Origin of the sequence: uncultured Thiocystis sp., assembly GCF_903866365.1 — a bacterium.
In the GTDB taxonomy this organism is placed as follows: domain Bacteria; phylum Pseudomonadota; class Gammaproteobacteria; order Chromatiales; family Chromatiaceae; genus Chromatium.
This window is the reverse complement of the sequence record NZ_CAIPNF010000462.1, coordinates 18,393-37,892: the sequence shown is the minus strand read 5'-3', so window position 1 is coordinate 37,892 and position 19,500 is coordinate 18,393. Positions and strand designations below refer to the sequence as shown.

14 protein-coding genes are annotated in these 19,500 nt (G+C 63.5%); 4 read left to right on the top strand and 10 right to left on the bottom strand.

Features of this window, described 5'->3' with window-relative positions:
* Positions 1-129 precede the first annotated feature (129 nt).
* The gene (gene mgtE / locus QZY07_RS25355) at positions 130-1,572 is read left to right on the top strand and encodes a magnesium transporter (protein WP_295408878.1); all 1,443 of its coding nucleotides are present in this window, start codon (positions 130-132) and stop codon (positions 1,570-1,572) included.
* On the opposite strand, the gene QZY07_RS25350 is transcribed toward mgtE, so the two are convergent.
* Positions 1,569-3,770, bottom strand: a complete 2,202-nt coding sequence (locus QZY07_RS25350; protein WP_295408877.1) for a molybdopterin cofactor-binding domain-containing protein — start codon at positions 3,768-3,770, stop codon at positions 1,569-1,571. The two genes, mgtE and QZY07_RS25350, sit on opposite strands and share 4 nt — an antisense overlap.
* Entirely contained in the window at positions 3,763-4,227 is a 465-nt protein-coding gene (locus QZY07_RS25345) for a (2Fe-2S)-binding protein (protein ID WP_295408875.1), read from the bottom strand. The genes QZY07_RS25350 and QZY07_RS25345 overlap by 8 nt, the downstream gene beginning before the upstream one ends.
* A 201-nt stretch (positions 4,228-4,428) precedes the next feature.
* Between QZY07_RS25345 and QZY07_RS25340 the strand changes: the two genes are divergently transcribed.
* The 3 genes from QZY07_RS25340 to QZY07_RS25330 are packed head-to-tail and all read left to right on the top strand — an operon-like array spanning position 4,429 to position 11,650.
* Positions 4,429-5,511, top strand: a complete 1,083-nt coding sequence (locus QZY07_RS25340) for an efflux RND transporter periplasmic adaptor subunit (protein ID WP_295408873.1) — start codon at positions 4,429-4,431, stop codon at positions 5,509-5,511.
* Complete coding sequence (locus tag QZY07_RS25335) at positions 5,508-8,612, top strand: efflux RND transporter permease subunit (RefSeq protein WP_295408871.1); 3,105 nt, start codon at positions 5,508-5,510, stop codon at positions 8,610-8,612. The genes QZY07_RS25340 and QZY07_RS25335 overlap by 4 nt, the downstream gene beginning before the upstream one ends.
* A complete protein-coding gene (locus QZY07_RS25330) occupies positions 8,609-11,650 on the top strand; it encodes a PAS domain S-box protein (RefSeq protein WP_295408869.1) in 3,042 nt (1,013 codons plus the stop codon). The genes QZY07_RS25335 and QZY07_RS25330 overlap by 4 nt, the downstream gene beginning before the upstream one ends.
* On the opposite strand, the gene QZY07_RS25325 is transcribed toward QZY07_RS25330, so the two are convergent.
* From QZY07_RS25325 to lpxD, 8 genes are all read right to left on the bottom strand, one after another.
* A complete protein-coding gene (locus QZY07_RS25325) occupies positions 11,643-12,491 on the bottom strand; it encodes an HDOD domain-containing protein (RefSeq protein ID WP_295408867.1) in 849 nt (282 codons plus the stop codon). The genes QZY07_RS25330 and QZY07_RS25325 overlap by 8 nt on opposite strands.
* A 52-nt stretch (positions 12,492-12,543) precedes the next feature.
* Positions 12,544-14,481 (bottom strand): type II/IV secretion system protein, encoded by a 1,938-nt coding sequence (locus QZY07_RS25320; RefSeq protein ID WP_295408865.1) that lies wholly within the window; start codon positions 14,479-14,481, stop codon positions 12,544-12,546.
* A gap of 225 nt (positions 14,482-14,706) precedes the next feature.
* The gene (locus QZY07_RS25315; protein WP_295408863.1) at positions 14,707-15,084 is read right to left on the bottom strand and encodes a c-type cytochrome domain-containing protein; all 378 of its coding nucleotides are present in this window, start codon (positions 15,082-15,084) and stop codon (positions 14,707-14,709) included.
* A gap of 225 nt (positions 15,085-15,309) precedes the next feature.
* Complete coding sequence (rnhB, locus tag QZY07_RS25310; protein WP_295408862.1) at positions 15,310-15,906, bottom strand: ribonuclease HII; 597 nt, start codon at positions 15,904-15,906, stop codon at positions 15,310-15,312.
* Complete coding sequence (gene lpxB, locus QZY07_RS25305) at positions 15,903-17,057, bottom strand: lipid-A-disaccharide synthase (RefSeq protein WP_295408860.1); 1,155 nt, start codon at positions 17,055-17,057, stop codon at positions 15,903-15,905. The genes rnhB and lpxB overlap by 4 nt, the downstream gene beginning before the upstream one ends.
* Positions 17,058-17,117: 60 nt before the next feature.
* Positions 17,118-17,888 carry an acyl-ACP--UDP-N-acetylglucosamine O-acyltransferase gene (gene lpxA / locus QZY07_RS25300; RefSeq protein ID WP_295408858.1) on the bottom strand — a complete coding sequence of 257 codons (771 nt, stop codon included), beginning with the start codon at positions 17,886-17,888 and terminating at the stop codon, positions 17,118-17,120.
* Positions 17,885-18,394, bottom strand: a complete 510-nt coding sequence (fabZ, locus tag QZY07_RS25295) for a 3-hydroxyacyl-ACP dehydratase FabZ (RefSeq protein ID WP_295408856.1) — start codon at positions 18,392-18,394, stop codon at positions 17,885-17,887. Before fabZ ends, lpxA begins: the two co-directional genes overlap by 4 nt.
* Complete coding sequence (gene lpxD / locus QZY07_RS25290) at positions 18,394-19,440, bottom strand: UDP-3-O-(3-hydroxymyristoyl)glucosamine N-acyltransferase (RefSeq protein WP_295408854.1); 1,047 nt, start codon at positions 19,438-19,440, stop codon at positions 18,394-18,396. The genes fabZ and lpxD overlap by 1 nt, the downstream gene beginning before the upstream one ends.
* Positions 19,441-19,500 lie beyond the last annotated feature (60 nt).

The following is a 19,500-nucleotide window of genomic DNA, read 5'->3' as shown; positions in this document are numbered from 1 at the left end:
GCAAACCGCACCGATCAGGCTCAACGCGCGCGATGGATCTGGCACCTCATTGAGCCTCGCAATGCGCTGCCGAAGCCTTTAGAGTGCGCGCTCCAACTTCCCTGCGACTCATGCCCTGGCGCCTTTCCCATGACCGAGCAGAAATCACGCGACCCGGATTCCCTTCACCGCCATCTGCGCGACGTCCAGGATTTGCTGTCGCGTCAGCATCTGGTCGAAAGTCTGGTCCATCGTCAGCAGATGCCGCACCAGAATCTGGTGGAATCCATTACCCACAGGCAAAACCTGGTGCGGCTGCGGCGCAAGCTCGATCGTCTGCATCCCGCCGACATTGCCTGCATCCTCGAAGCCCTGCCGCTCGCCGACCGACTCTTCGTCTGGGACCAGGTCCGTGCCGAGAAAGACGGCGATATCCTGCTGGAGGTGTCGGACGCGGTGCGGGCCACCCTGATCGAAACCATGGATTCGGACGAGATCAAGGCCGCCGTGGAGTCGCTGGATACGGACGAACTGGCCGATCTGGCGCCCGATCTGCCCCCGGACGTGATGCGGGATGTGCTCGCCTCGCTCGATCAGGAAGAACAGGAGCAGGTCCGCGCCGCTATGTCCTATCCCGAGGACACCGTCGGCGCGCTCATGGATTTCGACATGGTCACGGTGCGCGAGGACGTGACCCTGGAGGTGGTGCTGCGCTATCTGCGCCGCTTCGAGGCGCTGCCGGACCATACCGACAAACTTTTCGTGGTCGATCGCGATGACCGGCTGCGCGGCGTCCTGACCCTGGAGGCGCTGCTCATCAACGATCTGGAGAAAAAGGTCTCCCAGGTCATGACCTCCAAGTCCGTGGTGACCTTCGCCCCGGAGGACGATGCCGGGGACGCGGCTAAGGCGTTCGAGCGCTATGATCTGGTCTCGGTCCCCGTGGTCGACGCGACACGTCGCGTGCTCGGACGGATCACGATCGACGACATGGTCGACCAGATCCGCGAGGAGTCGGAAGCGGAGATTTTCAGTCAGGCCGGTCTGCGCGAGGAGGAGGATATCTTCGCGCCGGTGATCCGCTCGGTGAAAAACCGCTGGGCCTGGCTGGCGATCAATCTGGTGACGGCCTTTATCGCCTCGCGGGTCATCGATCTGTTCCAGGGCTCGATCGAACAACTGGTCGCGCTTGCGGCGCTGATGCCAATCGTCGCCGGCATTGGCGGCAACGCCGGCAATCAGACCATCACCATGATCGTGCGCGCGATCGCCATGGGCCAGGTCGAGCCGACGGCACTCTGGCGACTGTTGCGGAAAGAGCTGGGCGTGGCCCTGATCAATGGGGTGGTGTGGGGCGGGGCGATCGGAGCGGTGGCCTGGTGGCTCTATCGCAACCTGGAACTGGGTCTGGTGATGACCGCCGCCATGACCCTGAACCTGTTGCTCGCCGCCACCGCGGGGGTGGTGATTCCGCTGCTGCGTCAGCGTTTTGGTCGGGATCCGGCGCTCGGCGGTTCGGTCATGATGACGGCGCTGACCGATTCGGGAGGGTTTTTCATCTTTCTGGGGCTGGCGACGGTGTTTCTGCTTTAAAACGCGCTGGGCGCGATCGGCAATCCATGCACTGGCCGTCCGGTGAGCGCGAACAGCGCGTTCGCCACCGCTGGGGCGATGGGCGGCGTCCCGAGTCCGCTGACCCCGCCCGGCGCGGCGTCGCTCTGCACGAGATGGACCTCGATCGCAGGCATCTCATCGAAGCGCAACAGCGGATAATCCGCGAAATTACCCTGTTCCACCCGCCCGTCCGACAGGGTGATGGCGCCTTTGAGCGTCGCGGTCAGCCCGAAGACGAGACCGCCCTCGATCTGGGCGCGCACGATCTCGGGATGCACGACCTGTCCGCAATCCACCGCGCAGACGACCCGATGCACCCTGACCCGGTCAGCGCTCGCCGAGACCTCGGCGACCGTGGCGATGACGCTGCCGAACGCCTCCGCCAGCGCGATACCGCAGGCACGCCCCGTCGTTGGCGGCGCGCTCCAGCCGGCGCGCTCGGCCGCCAGCTCCAGAACCTGCCGATGACGCGGACGATCCGCGAGCAGGGTGCGCCGCAGGTCCAGCGGATCCTGGCCCGCGAGGCGCGCCAGTTCGTCGAGAAAACATTCGGTGACGAAGGCGTTCTGGGTGTGTCCGCCGCCCCGCCAGAAACCCACGGGCACGGGCGTGTCGGCGCGCCGATATTCCACCCGCCGATGCGGGATCGCGTAGGCGAGATTGGCGGCCCCCGCGATCAGGGTCGGGTCGAGACCCTCGGACATCTCGGACGGGCGCGCGCGCGCGAACAGCGAAGGCCCGACGATGCGATGGAACCAGGCCGTGAGCTGGCCTTGCTCATCGATTCCGCCACGCAACCGATGCAGGGTCATGGGGCGATAAAAATCGTGCCGGAGATCGTCCGCGCGGGTCCAGATCACCTGGACCGGGCGCCCCAGCAGCTGGGACAGTTCGACCGCGTCGATCACGAAATCCTGCTCGCGCCGGCGCCCGAAACCGCCCCCCAGCAGGGTGGTGTGGACCGCAATCCGCTCCGCCGGCAATCCCGTGAGGCGTCGCGCCGTCTCCTGGACGCCCTGTTGATCCTGGGTTGGGACATGGACGGCACAGCGGTCCGGCTTGACATCGGCGGTACAGTTCATCGGCTCCAGACAGGCGTGCGCCTGAAACGGAACCTCATACACGACTTCGATCTGCCGGTGCGCGGCGTCCAGCGCGGCGCTGACATCCCCCTGGCGGTGCGCGAGCGCGGCGCGGCCGGTCAGTCCGGCGCGAAAACGGGCGCGGATGCGCGCGGTATCCGCCGCACCGTTGATGGACGGGCGGCAGTCGACCTCCAGGATCTCGCGGGCGCGCAAGGCGGCCCAACTCGTCTCGGCGACCACCGCGACGCCATGGCGAACCATCAGGATCTCGACCACGCCGGGAATCGCGCGGGCGGCCTCGCCGCGCCAGTGACGCACGCGGCTGCCGAGGACGGGGCAGCGTTCGACGGTCGCGTAGAGCATGCCCGGCAGGCGGACATCGAGCCCGTAGCGCGCCTGGCCGCTCACCTTGAGCGGGGTGTCGAGACGACGCGGACGGGTTCCGATCAGGGTCCAGGCGTCGGACGACTTCAGCGGGATCGGCGCGGAAGACGGCTCGGAAACCGGCAAGCCCGCCGCCAGGACGGCCAGTTCGGCATAGGCAAGACTGCGTGTGCCGTCCGCGTGATGGACGCGCCCGCGCCGTGCCTGACACTCCGTTTCAGGAACCTCCCAGGTCGCGGCGGCGGCGTTGATCAATAGCCGACGCGCGACCGCGCCCGCCTCGCGCAGCCCGGTCCAGGCATCGCGCAGCGAGGTGCTTTCGCCCGTGGCCTGCGCACCCAGGAACCGATTGACATAGTCGGGACCGACTGGCGCCAGCGCGACCTCGATCTGATCGAGTCCGACCTCCAGTTCCTCGGCCAGCAGCATGGGCAGGGTCGTCATCACGCCCTGGCCCATTTCGGAGCGCGCCAGAACCAATTGGATCCGGCCGTCGCCCTGTAGGCGAATCCAGGCATTGGGCACGAAGTCGGCGGACGGATCCGCCGGAATCGGAAGAGTCCTCGCCGACATCGCGTCGGCGGCATCGGGCAAGGGAGCGGCGCGCGTCGGCAGGGCCATCCCGAGCACCAGCCCGCCACCGGCCAAGGCGCCGATCTTCAGCAAGGCGCGGCGGGTCAGCCGGACATTCTCGGGCGGATCAACCATCCCGAGCCTCGGGATTGGCGGCGCGTTGGATCGCCCGGCGGATTCGTGTGTAGGTTCCGCAGCGGCACAGGACCCCGGACATGGCGGCATCGATGGCGGCATCGGTCGGTCGCGGATGCGCGGTCAACAGCGCCGCCGCGACCATCAGCTGGCCGGACTGGCAGTAACCGCATTGCGGCACCTCCTCGACGATCCAAGCCAACTGCAGCGGATGGCGACCGTCCGGCGACAGACCTTCGATGGTGGTCACGGTCTTCCCCGCGACGGCGGACAGGGGCGTGACGCAGGCATTGACCGGCACGCCGTCCAGATGGACGCTACAGGCACCGCACTCGCCCGTGCCACAGCCATATTTGGTGCCGGTCAGGCCCAGATGGTCGCGGAGCGCCCAAAGCAGTGGCATATTCGGATCAAGATCGAGCTCGCGCAGCTCACCATTCAGCGTCACCGGGATCATCGTGGCCCAAATCGGAATCAATCGGATAGAAGGGTCGCTAGCATTGCAGATTTGAGGCGGGTACGAAAGCACGCGCGCAAACGAAGCCGCGTCTGGCATGGTTTGCGTTGTTTGCGTAGCGGTTTGGCCTCACTTGAACTCCCAAGCGTCGATACAGACGCGATTTTGCATGGTCAGGAGATTCGCTTGCGGTATTTTTCGATGACGCGATTGCACCAACGCTTGCTGATCGGCCTCTGCGTCTGGGTTCCTGTCGCCTTGGCCCAAGCCGCCGACAAACCGCCGGAGAAGCCGATTCCGGTCATGGCCGCCGAAGTCAGCCGCCAGCCGCTGGCCGACCGGGTCGAGGCGCTCGGCACGCTGAAGGCCAACGAATCGGTCATCATCACCGCCAATGTGACCGAAACCATCTCCAGTCTGCATTTCGAGGACGGTCAGCGGGTGCGCGCCGGGGATCTGCTGGTCGAGATGACCAACGCCGAGGAACATGCCTTGCTGGAAGAGGCGAAGGTCCGGGCGGGCGAAGCGGAACGCCAATATCAGCGGGTCAAGGCGCTGGTTGCACAACGCTCGGCCTCCGAATCGCTGCTCGACGAACGCAAGCGCGATCTGGATACCGCGCACGCCATCCTGGTGGCGCTGGAATCGCGCCTGGCGGATCGCGTCATCCTGGCCCCCTTCGATGGCGTCCTCGGGTTACGCGATGTCAGTCGCGGCGCCCTGGTCGAGCCTGGCGATCCGATCACGACGCTGGACGACGACCGCCTCATGAAGCTCGATTTTGCTGTCCCGAGTGTCCATCTTCCGTCGCTGGTTCCTGGACTCCGGATCGAGGCCCAGACCAGCGCGCATGGCGAGCGGGTCTTTACCGGCGTGGTGCGCGGAATCGACAGCCGCATCGACCCGGTGACCCGCACCGCGCAGGTGCGCGCCATCCTTCCGAATCCGGAGCGACAACTGAAACCAGGGCTGCTGATGCGCATCGACCTGCTGGTCGATCCGCGCGACGCGCTCGTGATTCCAGAGAAGGGGCTGCTTCACAAGGGACAGGATCATTTCGTCATGGTCGTGGTTGAAGGGAAGGATGGACTCAGCGTCGAACGTCGCCAGGTCCAGATCGGCGCCCGTCAGCCTGGCTTGGTGGAAATCCGCGCGGGACTTGCGCAGGCTGACCGGATCGTCACCGATGGCAACGACAAGGTGCGTCCCGGTCAGCCGATCGACATCCTGGCTGGGACTGGCGTCGCCCGGAATTCGCCCGCCGCGACGGATGCCGAGCCATGATCCTGTCGGATCTCTCCATCACCCGGCCGGTCCTCGCCAGCGTGCTGTCGCTGCTGCTGGTCGCCTTCGGGCTGGTCGCCTTCGACCGCCTGCCCTTGCGCGAATTTCCCGACATCGACGCGCCCGTGGTGTCGGTCGAGACCCTTTATCCCGGCGCCGCGGCCAATGTGGTGGAGAGCCGCATCACCCAGCTCATCGAGGATCGCATCGCCGGCGTCGAGGGCATTCGCACGGTGGAATCGACCAGCCAGGACGGGCGTTCCGCGGTCACGGTCGAATTCAATAGCGATCGCGACATCGACGGCGCCGCCAACGACATCCGCGATCGGGTCTCCGGCATCCTGGATCAGTTGCCGGCGGAAGCGGAGCCGCCCGAGATCCAGAAGGTCGACAGCAACGAGGATGTCATCCTCTGGCTCAATCTGACGAGCGACCGTCTGACCCTGCCGGAGCTGACGGACTACGCCCGCCGCTATCTGGTGGACCAATTCTCGGTGCTCGATGGCGTGGCGCGGGTCCAGGTCGGCGGTAATCAGGTGTTCGCCATGCGCATCTGGCTCGACCGCAAGGCGCTGGCCGCGCGCAATCTGACCGTGGCGGAGGTCGAGAACGCCCTGCGCGCCGAAAATCTGGAACTGCCCGCCGGCGAGGTCGAGTCTATCGACCGTCAGTTCAGTGTCCGGGTCAATCGCGCCTTCAAAACCCCTGACGACTTCGCGCGTCTGGTGCTGGCCCGTGGCGACGACGGCTATCTGGTGCGTCTCGGCGATGTCGCGCGGGTGGAGCGCGGGACCGAGGAGAACCGCACACTGTTCCGAGGCAATGCGGTGCCCATGATCGGCGTTGGCATCGTCAAGCAGTCCACGGCCAACACCGTCGCGGTGGCCGATGCCGCCAAGGCCGAGGTGGTTCGTATCAATCCGCTCCTCCCCGAAGGGATGGCGATCAAACAGAGCTATGACAGCTCGATCTTCGTCAAGGGCGCCATCCATGAGGTGTATAAGACCCTGGCCATCGCCATCGGCCTGGTGACCCTGGTGATCTATCTGTTTCTCGGCAGCCTGCGAGCCACGCTGGTGCCGGCGGTGACGGTGCCAGTGTCCGTGGTCGCCACCTTTACCGTGCTCCTGGCGCTCGGCTTTTCGATCAACATCCTGACCCTGCTGGCGCTGGTGCTGGCGATCGGCCTGGTGGTCGACGATGCGATCGTGGTCCTCGAAAATATCCACCGGCGGATGGAGGAATACGGCGAGACGCGACTGGTCGCGGCCTATCGGGGCACCCGTCAGGTCGGCTTCGCGGTGATCGCGACCACCGTCGTCCTGGTCGCGGTCTTCGTTCCCATCGCTTTTCTGCAGGGGGATGTCGGGCGACTTTTCGGCGAATTTGCGCTGACCATGGCGGCGGCGGTGAGCTTTTCTGGCTTTGTGGCGCTGTCGCTGTCCTCGATGCTGGCCTCCAAGATTTTGCCCGCCGCGCACGCCAGCCACCAACGCGCGACGCTGTCGCACGGCGTGGATCTCGCGTTTCAATGGCTGCGGCGGGTCTATGGCCGGCTGCTGCGCTTCCTGCTGCGTCACCCGTGGATCGTGCTGCTGGCCTTCATCGCCACCCTGGTTGGCGCATTCTGGCTGTTCGAGCGCATTCCCCAGGAATACACCCCAAAGGAGGACCGCGGTGCGTTCTTCATCATGGTCAATGGTCCCGAGGGCGCCTCCTTCACCTATATGAAGGACTACATGGATGAGATCGAACGGCGCTTGATGCCCTACGTCGAGAGCGGCGAGGCGACCCGCCTGCTGGTCCGCGCCCCGCGCTCCTTCTCCAACACGGCGACCTTCAACTCCGGTATGGTCGTCATGGTGCTGAACGACTTTGGCCTGCGCCGCTCCGGCTGGGTCATCATGGACGAGGTTCGCGCCAAACTCGCGGATCTGCCTGGTGTCAGTGCCTTTCCGGTCATGCGTCAGGGATTCGGTTCGCGCATCGCGAAACCGGTCCAATTCGTCATCGGCGGGGGCACCTATGAAGAACTGGCCGCCTGGCGCGACACCCTGCTCGCCGAGATCGCAAAAGACAATCCCGGCCTGACCGGTATCGATTGGGACTACAAGGAGACCAAGCCTCAGCTCAAGGTCGAGATCGATTATGATCGCGCCGCCGATCTGGGCGTGACCATTGGCACCATCGGACGCACCCTGGAGACCATGCTCGGCTCGCGCAAGGTCACGACCTACCTGGATGCCGGCGAGGAATACGATGTCATCCTGGAAGGCGAGCGCGCCGAGCAACGCACCCCCGGCAGCCTGGAAAACCTCTATGTGCGTTCCGATCGCAGTGGCGCGCTGATCCCGCTCTCCAATCTGGTCCGAGTGATCGAATCGGCGGACTCCCAAAGCCTGAAACGCTACAACCGGATCCGCGCCATCACCATCGAGGCGAATCTGGCGGACGACCTCTCCCTCGGTCAGGCACTAACGTATCTGGAATCGAAGGTGCGTGAGCATCTGCCCGAACAGGCACGGATCGATTACAAGGGTCAGAGCCGGGATTTTCGTGCCAGCAATCAGGGCGTTCTGTTCGTCTTCGCCCTGGGCGTTGTTGTGGTGTTTCTGGTGCTCGCGGCCCAATTCGAGAGCTGGATCCATCCGTTGGTCATCATGCTCACGGTCCCGCTCGCCATGGCCGGCGCCCTACTCGGACTCTGGGCGATGGGTCAGACACTAAACATCTACAGCCAGATCGGGCTCATCATGCTGGTGGGGCTGGCGGCCAAAAATGGCATCCTGATCGTGGAATTCGCCAACCAGTTGCGCGATCAGGGTCTGGCGTTCCGCGCCGCGCTGCTGGAAGCGGCCGATGTGCGTCTGCGCCCAATCCTCATGACCAGCCTGACGACCGCCGCCGGTTCCCTGCCCCTACTTCTGTCCGGCGGTGCCGGGGCCGAAACCCGCGCCGTCATCGGCACCGTCGTCCTTGCCGGCGTGCTGGCCGCGACCTTTTTCACTCTCTTCGTGGTTCCAGTGGCTTATGACCTGTTGGCGCGCCACACTGGCTCGCCGGGCGATGTGAAACGACGGTTGGAGCGGGAAACGGCATGAAACAACCGGACTCCCAGGGCCATCGCAGGGATGATTCCGCCGGCAAGCGCCGCGGAATATCCCGCCTCCAGCTAAAACTCTGGCTTGGCGTGGGCCTATCCCTGCTGATCGGCCTCACCGTTTTGCAGATCGATCACTACCGCGCGGCGCGCGCGGATGCGATGGAAGCGATCCTGAACGAAGCCAGAAATCTGCGATCGGTGCTGATGGCAAGCAGCCGGGTCTATCACCAATTCTTTCTTCACAGTGAGCGGCCTTTCTCTTGCCAGACCATCGACCTGCTTCCAACCCATGCACTCGCACGGATCGCCGAGACTCTTGGGAAGGAACATCCACAGGATCTGCAAATCAAAATCGTCGGTCTGGAACGCCTCAACCAGGAGAAGCGGCCAGACAACGCTGACGCGGATGCCATCGCCTATTTCGAGCGGAATCCCAAGTCTTCGGAGCGCCTGGAGCAGGCCTCCGCTCCCGATGGACGGCGCTTCTATCACTATGCGCAGCCGATCTGGACCGAAGCCTATTGCCTGGCCTGTCACGGCGACCCCCAGCATGTCCCCGCGAACATTCGTGCCCGTTATTCGCCCGCGCCTGGTTTTCACGAGGGCGATCTGCGCGGGATCATGAGCCTTTGGCTGCCCATCGACCAGGTCGATCAACGCACATTTACGCTTTTTAAACGCTCACTGCTGGGCCATTTCGTGGTCTTTTCGATGCTGTTTATCGTCGGTGGCGTCTTGTTGCAACGCTTCGTCATCAGCAAACTGCGCCACCTCCAGACGGCGGTGCATGCGCTCGCCAGCGGCCAGTATGGCTCGCGGGCAGCGGTGACAGGCCACGACGAAATCGCGGATCTGGCGCTCACCTTCAACCGCATGGCCGACAGCATCGCGTTACGTGATCAGCAGTTAGCGGAGAGCGAGGAGCGTCTGCGGCTGTTCGTCGGCTATTCTCCGGTCGCGCTCGCGATGTTCGACCGCGACATGCGCTATCTCGCGGTGAGTCGACGCTGGCTCATTGACTATGGGGTGGCGAACGTCATTGGCCGCTCTCATTATGAGATCTTTCCCGAGATCCCGGAGCAATGGAAAGACGCGCATCGGCGAGGACTGGCCGGCGAGGTCGTGCAGGCCGAAGAGGAGCGGTTCGAGCGTTTGGATGGCAGCGTTCAATGGCAGCACTGGGTCGTGCGGCCCTGGTACCGGTACGACGGCGCCATTGGCGGCATTATCATCTTCACCGAGGACATCACCGAGCGTAAGCTCGCCGAGGAGGCGTTGACGCGGGCCAATCGCCATAACCGCGCCCTGCTCGAAGTCAGCCTGGATCCCTTGGTGGTGATTAACCCCGATGGCCGGATCAGCGATGTGAATATCGCCACCGAAAAGGCCACCGGATATGGGCGCGAACAACTGATCGGGAGCGATTTCACCGGCTATTTCTCCGATCCAGACCTCGCCATGGAAGGCTACCGTGCCGCCTTCGAACAGGGTCAGGTCCGCGATTTTGCATTGGAACTGGTCCATCGCGACGGCGGCACGACCCCCGTGCTCTATAACGCCTCGGTCTATCGCGATCATGCGGGCGCGATCGAGCAGGTGTTCGCCGCGGCGCGCGATGTGACCAACCTCAAGCGCATCACGGACATGCTTCAGGCGCGTCTGCGACTGCTCGACGGGGCCAGGTTCCGTTCGCTGGAGGAAATGCTGCGGGCGAGCGTCGATGAAGCGGTGGACCTGACCGGCAGCTCGATCGGTTTTTACCACTTTCTGGAACCCGACCAGGAAACCCTCGTGCTGCAAGCCTGGTCGACCCGGACCACCCGCGAATTCTGCCAGGCCGAAGGCGCGGGGCGCCATTATCCGCTGTCGGAGGCTGGCGTCTGGGCTGATTGCGTGCGCCAACGCCGGGCGATCGTCCACAACGATTTCGCATCGCTCGCGCAGCGGCACGGCCTGCCGCCGGGACATGCAGAGGTCATCCGCGAGCTGGTGGTTCCGGTGTTCCGCGACGAGTGCATCGTCGCGATCCTCGGTGTCGGCAACAAGCCGCTCGACTACGACGAGACGGATCTGAGTCTCGTCGCCACCTTTGCCGACCTGGCCTGGGATATCGTCGAGGAGCAACGCACGCAAAACGCCCTGCGCGAGAGCGAGGCCCGTTTTCGCCAGATCATCGAGACGACCAACGAAGGGATCTGGACCATGGACGCGAATCATCTGACCACCTTCGTCAACCCGCGGATGGCCGCTCTGCTTGGCTATGATTCCTCGGAGATGCTGGGTCGCCCGGTCGAGGACTTCCTGTTCGCGGAGGATCTGGAGGCGCATCGGAAGCAGATGCAAATCCGGCATCTCGGCCAGAACTCACATGACGAACGGCGGTTTTGCCGCAAGGATGGCAGAGAACTCTGGACGCTGGTCGCGGCGGGCGCGCTCTACGATGCGCAACAGGGTTTTGGTGGCTCGTTCGGCATGTTCACGGATATCAGCCTGATCAAGGAGCAGCAACGGCGTCTGGAGCAGATGGCGCATTTCGATCCTCTGACCGGCCTGCCCAATCGGGTGCTGCTGGAGGACCGTCTGCGGATTGCCCTGGCGCGAGCCCGGCGCGAGGAACGCCTGCTGGCGGTCTGTTATCTCGATCTGGACGGCTTCAAGCCGGTCAACGACACCCATGGACACGCGGCCGGCGATCGCCTGCTGATCGCGGTCGCCGAACGGCTGACTCAAGCCGTGCGCGAAGGCGATACGGTCGCCCGACTGGGTGGCGACGAGTTCGTGCTGCTGATGGGGAACCTGACCAGCCGGGAGGAAGGCGAGCACCTGCTGGCGCGCGTACTGGCGGCCATCGCCGAACCCTATGCCATCGACGCGGAAACCACCGTCGCGGTCTCGGCGAGTATTGGCGTCACCCTCTACCCGCTCGACCACGCCGACCCCGATACACTCCTGCGCCATGCCGACCTGGCGATGTATCAGGCCAAGCAGGCCGGACGCAACGGCTTTCGTTTCCTCGAATCCGGTTGTTTCACATGAGCCCCTTCGCCTCGGCGACCGCATCCTCCAGCAGGATCTCCAGTTGCGCCAGCTTAATCTCCTTGAGACCCAAAGCCTGCGCCTCCGGCGTGGCCGCCAGCACGATGTCGGGATCGGCCGTCTGACCGATGCCGAGCTTGTGACAGACGATATCCAGCAAGCGGGTGATGATCAGGAGCGCGTCGTTCTCGTCGAACTCCCGCGCATGATGATCGCGAGCGACCCGTGCGTAGCTCTCCGGCAGTTCCCATTTGACCATCAGGCGATAGCCCATCTCCTGGTGCATGGCTTCCAGGATCTCGCTCACCAGCGACTCCGTGAGCGGCAATGGATGGCTGCGATCCTCCGCCAGGCGTTCCAGTACCTTGAGCAAAAACAGCTCGCCGATATCGTGCAGCAGCCCGGTCAGAAACGCCTCTTCGGCCAGTGCCTTGTACCCCGTCTGCTCCGCCAGCCAGCGCCCGCCGGTGGCGCAGACGAAGGTGCGGCTCCAGAGCGCTGGCAGGCAGGCGCTGACGGCCTTGACGCGCGCCTTGCTCACCAGCAACAGAGACGCCAGCATCGCCAGACTGGCGACCCGATTCATGCCCAACCGCACCACGGCCGCGCTGACCGTCTCCACCTGTTTCAGCCCGCCATAAAAGGAGGAATTCGCGAGGCGTAGCAGATGGCTGACCAGCGACTGATCTTTCATGATCAGGTTCGCGATCTGGTTCATGGAGGCGGTGTCGGATTGCTTGAGCTTTTGCAGTTCCAGCGCCACCGGATTGAACACCGGAAGTTGCAGGCTATCGGCCTCGAAACGTTCCTCGATCAGATCCTTGAGTGACTTCTCGCTCACGGGAACCTCGCGCCATCCAGGCGGTGCGCACGGAGATGAATGGAGACTCGCATCATCGCACCGGAGTCTCGCCAACCAAGCGCAGGATTTCACGCAGCGGCCGCGGTCGTCCCATCCGAGGTAGATGACGCAGCACTTCATGCAGACTGGTCGCGCCCGCGGCGGCCTTGGCCAGACCATCCTCTAACAGCGTAATCAGCCCCGAGGTCTCGATGCTGATCCGCCGGATCTCCGAGGAGGTTCGCTTGTTGAGGATGGCGTCCTTGACCATTTCGTTCAACACCAGCAGCTCGAACACCCCGACCCGCCCGGCATAGCCCGTGTAGTGACATTCGCGACAACCGCGTCCCTGCCGAAAATTGGCGCCGGCCAGGTCGCTCTGCTGACAGCCCAGCCGATGCAGCTCGTTGGCATTCGGACGATAGGGCTCGGCGCACTGTTCGCAGACATGCCGCAGCAGGCGCTGGGCCAGCACCGAGACGACGGTGGAGGAGATCAGAAAGGTCTCGATCTGCATGTTCATCAGTCGCAACAGACCGCCGATGCTGTCCTCGGTATGGAAGGTGGTCAGCACCTTGTGACCCGTCAGGGCCGCCTGAATGGCCGATTCCGCCGAAAACTGATCGCGGATCTCGCCCAGCACGATCACGTCCGGATCCTGCCGGACCATGTGGCGCAGGGTTTCTTCGAAGGTGAGATTGATCTTGGGGTTCAGATTGCACTGGGCGATGCCGTCGATGACATATTCCACCGGATCCTCGGCGGTGATGATGCTGCGTTCCATGTCGTTGAGATAGTTGACGCAGCCATAGAGCGTGGTGGTCTTGCCGGAACCCGTGGGTCCGGTGATCAGGATGACCCCGCTGGGAACCTCCAGCGCATCGTCGATGAAACGCTCCAGCATGCGCGGCGCCAGACCGACCTCCTTGATGTCCAGCAGTTCCGCCTTGCGGCTGAGCAGGCGCAGCACGATCTTTTCGCCGAAGATGGTGGCATAAAAAGAGGCGCGCACGTCGCTGCGACGACCGCTCTGGGGGTCGTCGAAACGAAAACCGCCGCCCTGATGACGACGCTTCTCGGCGATATCGGCCTTGCAGAGTACCTTTAGACGACTGCTGACGATCGGCGCGATCGCCCGATCCAGTTCCTTGTGCAACATGAGGATGCCGTCGCGTCGCAGGCGCACGCGCAGTTGCTGGCGCATGGGCTCGATGTGGATATCGCTGGCGCCCAACTCCAGCGCATCCACGATCAGCCGATCGACCACGCTGGTGGCATCGGCCTCGTTCGCCTCCGCCGGACGCTGCCGGCTATGCTGGCGGCTGTTCTCGTAGGCGGCGATGGTGTCCTCGACCGCGCGACGGGTACTGATGACCGCGACGACCTCGCCAAAGGCACCCTCCGCCGCCTGCCTGGAAAATGTGTCCAGCGGACTGTGAAAGGCAACCAGTACGGTTTCGCCCTCCCGGCGCATGGGCACCGCCTGGTAACGTCGGCACCAGTCGGGGGTCACCTGGAACAGAAGATCGTGATCGATGTCGGTAAAACTGGGTTCCTCATGCGGAAAGCCCAGTTGGTCCGCCAGCACCTCGATCAGTTGGTGTTCCTGAATGAGGCGTTTTTCCAGCAAAATTTCGCCCAGCCGCTTGCCCTGAAATTCCGGATCCTGCTGAGCGTCGAGCGCCGCTCGGAGATCAAGCGGCTTGAGATAGCCCAATTCCACCAGCAGGTTGCCCAAGGGGACAATCTGGCGATTCTCGCGCAGGGCCTGACGCAGTTGCCGGGCATCGAGAAATCCCAGTTCCTGCAGAACCTGGGTCAGGGAATAATCGTCCCGAAGCTTGGCGAGAAGACGGCGGGCATGCGTCAATTGCTCGGGGGTGACGATTCCGCCATCCTCCAGGATCGCGGCAATCTGCTTGCCGGTATCCTGGATGCGCGGTTGCGATTCCGCCGCGGTCGTGTCGTCGTTATCCGGCTCAGTTATCAATCGTCTGTCCCGGTCTCGATGGTCGCTCGACATGGTCGATCATGTGGGATCTCATGTCACCCAGGGAAGGGTGATGTTCGATGATGGATACCATGAAAGACGGACCGAGCGCCGAGTCAAGTCCACCATGATGCAAAGGCATCATGGCAGGACTTCTCCCAAACGCAACGCGGAGCGATGGCCGTCTGGCCGAATGACCAGTGAAACCGGGGGACAATCGGTCAATCAGTTATTCTTAGCGCCTTGGGCGATCCATCGTTCGATCGTCCCGATCTCCTCGTCGCTGATCGGATCCTTGCCATGCGGCATCTGGATCGATTTATCCACCTCTCCCGCCACGAGACGGTAGAGGCTGCTCGAAAGAGGATCGCCGGCGACCACCACGGGACCGAATTTCGTGCCTTTCATCAGCGAGTCATAGGACTCGACCAAAAAGCCGCTGGCGACTTGCCCCTTTCCGCCATTCAGGTGGCATTCGACACAATGTATATTGATGATCGGTTTGACCTCCTTTTCGTAGCTCACCGACGCATATTTGCCGCAACCCGAGAGCAGCAGAACCGCGGGCAAACCAAGGATGGCGGACTTCATGAGGCTTTTCACTGCATTTCTCCTTCGCTGACAGAACACAACTCAACGTGCATCCCCCTGAGCGATGATGGCGTCAGCCACGACTGTTCGAGGAGTCCGCGACAGTTTCCTGGAAACCGATCGCTGAACGAGCGGAAATAGCGCCCGCGCCATTGCGGGCCGTTGTTTCCGGACAGAAATCGTCAATTTAATTTCGTTAGCGCCAGGATCGCTGAATGCTACGCTTGACGAATCCGGTCAGCAAGACGCTTCACCATGGGATTCGAGCCAGGCCCGCACGGGACCGAAACTGCGGCGGTGATGAGGGCAGGCGCCAAGCGTGCGCAAGGCCGCTAAGTGGACGCGGGTGGGATAGCCTTTGTGACGCGCGAAACCATAGCCTGGAAAATCCAGTTCCAACTGTGCCATCACCTGATCGCGCGCGACCTTCGCGAGGATGGACGCGGCGCCGATGGCTGGAATCAGACCGTCGCCGCCAATGACGGCCTCCGCCTCAAGACCGAACTCAGGACAACGATTGCCGTCGACGAGAATGCGCTGGGGCCGGATTGCGAGCGCGGCCACCGCGCGCTGCATGGCGAGCAGCGAGGCCTGGAGGATATTGATCCGGTCGATCTCCTCGACCGTCGCCCAGGCCACCGACCAGGCGAGCGCACGCTCACGGATCTCCCGATCCAGGATGGCACGCCGCGACGCACTGAGTTTTTTCGAATCGTCGATCCCGACGATCGGACGGGAGGGATCCAGGATCACGGCGGCGGCGCTGACTGGTCCCGCCAGCGGACCGCGCCCCGCCTCGTCGACGCCGGCGATCAGGATGACCGCCTCGCTCATGCCGCCCCCTGCTGCTCGATGAGCCTAAGGATGGCGCGGGCCGCCTCGCGGGCCGCCTCGCGACGCAATTCGCGATGGATGCGCCCATAGTCGTTCTGGATCCCGGCCACGCGTTCGGGATCGTCGAGAAACTCCAGTAGCGCGGGCGCCAGCAATTCGGCGCGGCAGCGATCTTGAATGAACTCCGGCGCCAGCACGCGCCCCGCCAGTAGATTGGCCATCGCGATATAGGGCACCTTGACCAGACCGAGCCGCTTGACCAGGTGATAGGTGAACGGATGGATACGATAGGCGACCGCCATCGGCCGTTTGAGCAGCAGCGTCTCCAGGGTTGCCGTCCCCGAGGCGGTGAGCACGCAGTCGGCGGCGGCGATGGCGTCGCGGCTGCGTCCATCCACCAGGATAACCGGAAGCTCGGGCGCCCGCCGCGCCAGTTCGGCCTCGAACAGCACGCGCAGACTGGCCGTGACCAAAGGGACCACGAAGCGCAGCTCCGGTCGCGCGGTCAGGCACACGCGAGCGGTATCGATGAAGGGCCCCGCCAGACGCTTCATCTCGCCCACGCGACTGCCGGGCAGGAGCGCGATGACCGGGGCGTTCGGCGGAAGTCCAAGCCGGGCGCGCGCGGCGTCCCGATCGACCTCCAGCGGGATTTCGTCGGCCAGCGGGTGCCCGACATAGGTCGCCGGCACGCCATGCTGTCTCAGTAAGGTCTCCTCGAAGGGAAAGACGCTGAGCATCAGATCGACCGCGCGGCGAATTCCCTTGACTCGGCCGGGACGCCAGGCCCAGACGGTCGGACTGACGAGATGCACGGTCTTGATGCCCGACTCGCGCAGTCGTCGCTCCAGGCCCAGATTGAAATCCGGCGCGTCGACGCCGATGAAAACCGCGGGCCGATGGGCGAGAAAATAGCGCCTCAGCTCGGCCCGCAGCCCAAGCAGTTCGCGCAGATGTCCGAGCACCTCCGTCAAGCCCATCACCGACAGACGTTCCATCGCAAACAGGGTCTCGCAGCCGGCCTCCTGCATCCGCGGCCCGGCCACGCCGACAAAGCGGACGTCGGGGATCAACTCACGCAGCTCTCGAACGAGGGCGGCCCCAAGCAGATCGCCGGACGGCTCGTTAGCGACAATCCCGACAAGCACCATAAAATCCTGTCATCGAATGAAAAATCATTACTTCAGTCGTACCGGGCACGATCGAAGCAATTAACGCACGAGACCGCGATCACTGTCGGCGATGAAGTCCGCCAGCACGGCGAGTTGCGGGGTCGTTTCAGCCATCACGCGAATCCGGACGAGCGCCTCGTCGCGTTTCAGATTGGCCATGTAGAGGGTGCGATAGGCGCGCTTGATGGCCTGGATGCTCTCCGCTGGAAAACCGCGTCGGCGTAACCCCTCCGCATTGATCCCGCGCGGTTCGGCGGGATGTCCACCGACCATGACAAAGGGCGGAACGTTCTTGTTCAACACCGAACCCATGGCGCAAAAACCATGGGTTCCGATCCGACAAAACTGATGGACGATGGTAAAACCGCCGAGGATCGCCCAGTCCTGAATCTCGACATGCCCACCTAGGGAGGCGGCATTGGCCATGATCACCTGATTGCCGATCCGGCAATCGTGCGCCACATGGGTGTAGGCCATGAAAAGATTGTCGTCTCCGATGCGCGTGACGCCCTGATCCTGAACCGTTCCGCGATGCAGGGTGACAAACTCGCGCACCTGGTTGCGATCGCCGATTTCAAGCCAGGTCGGCTCGCCGCCATATTTCTTGTCCTGCGGATCCTCGCCAATGGAGGCGAACTGAAAGATCCGGTTATCGCGGCCGATCCGTGTCGGCCCGCGCAGCACCGCATGCGGGCCGATGCGGGTTCCGGCACCGATCCGCACGCCCGCGCCAATCACGACAAAGGGGCCAACCTCGACCTCGGAGTCCAGCTCGGCCCCGGCGTCGATGACCGCGGTGGGATGAATCAAGCGGTGAAGTCTCGCGCGGTGCACATGATTTCGGCGGTCGCGACGATGCGGTCATCGACCCGCGCTTCGGCGTCGAATTTCCAGATTCCCCGGCGTACCGGTCCAAGCTTGACCTCCATGATCAACTGGTCGCCCGGTTCGACGGGGCGTTTGAAACGGGCCTTATCGATCCCGACGAAATAGTAGAGCTTATCGCCTACCTCTTCCGGGCGTGATGCCATGGCCAGGAGACCCGTGGCCTGCGCCATGGCCTCGATGATGAGCACCCCGGGCATGACCGGGCGCACCGGGAAATGTCCCATGAAAAACGGTTCATTGTACGAGACGTTTTTCACCGCGATCAGATAGTCGTTGATCTTGTAATCGATGACTTTATCGACCAGTAGGAAGGGATAGCGGTGCGGCAGGAGGCTCAGCACCTTGTGGATGTCCATTGTGCTTACGACGTCCTCCGAACGACCAGACTGCTGATCGGGTTCGGTCGGCACAGGATGCGATCCATCCATTAGGAATTCCCCCGCTCTGTTGTTTCTTTCATCGTTTCCATTACTGACTCAAGATGCTTCAATCGGCGCGTCAGCTCGTCGAGGTGCCTGAAACGCGCCACGTTGCGTCGCCATTCCATACTTGGACTGGCCGGGATACCACCGCTGTAGACGCCGGGTTCCGGGAAAGATCGGGTCACCATGGCCATGCCGGTGAAGTGCACGTCGTCGCCGATTTCCAGATGACCGGCGATCCCCACCGCCCCGGCAATGGTGCAATTGCGGCCGATCCGCGTCGATCCGGAGATCCCGGCATTTCCTGCGATAGCGGTATTGTCGCCGATTTCGACGTTGTGTCCGATCTGGATAAGATTATCCAGTTTGACGCCGTGCCCGATCACCGTATCGCCAAGCGCGCCACGATCGACGGCAGTATTGGCGCCGATCTCGACATCGTCGCCCAGCACCGTCCGCCCGAGCTGCGGGATGCGGATCCAGCGCTCGCCATCGCGCGCGAAACCGAACCCTTCCCGACCGATCACCGCCCCCGGATGCAGCAGCGCCCGTTTGCCTACCAGAGTTCCCGCGCACAGCGTCACTCGCGCCATCAAGCGACTGTCCTCGTCGACGCGAACCCCTTCGCCAAGAATGCAGCCAGGGCCGATAAACACCCGCGGACCGATCAGGACGCCGGCCTCCAGAACGACCAGCGGACCGATCCAGGCGCTTGGGTCGACCTGCGCGGCGGGATCGATCAACGCACTCGGATGCCTGCCGCCAATGACGGGCGCATCGGGGTGAAGAATCCGTGCCGCCCTGGCAAAGGTCAGATAAGGATTATCGCTCAGTAGGACCGGTATCGGCCTAGAGCCCGCGTCGGCTTCCGTCAGGATCACGGCTCCTGCCGCAGTGGTCTCCAATTGCCGACGGTATTTGGAATCGCCAAGAAAGGCGAGACTCCGGGCATCCGCATTCGTCAATTGAGCCACACGGGAGACCTTGACATTGCCGTCGCCCAACAAGGTCACGCCCAGTCGAGCAGAGAGGTCTCCGAGGCGGATCTCCATGGGTTCAGATCTCCAAAGGGTCAGATCGGTGGGCGTCCCGAGTCCAGCGTTTCAGCAGGA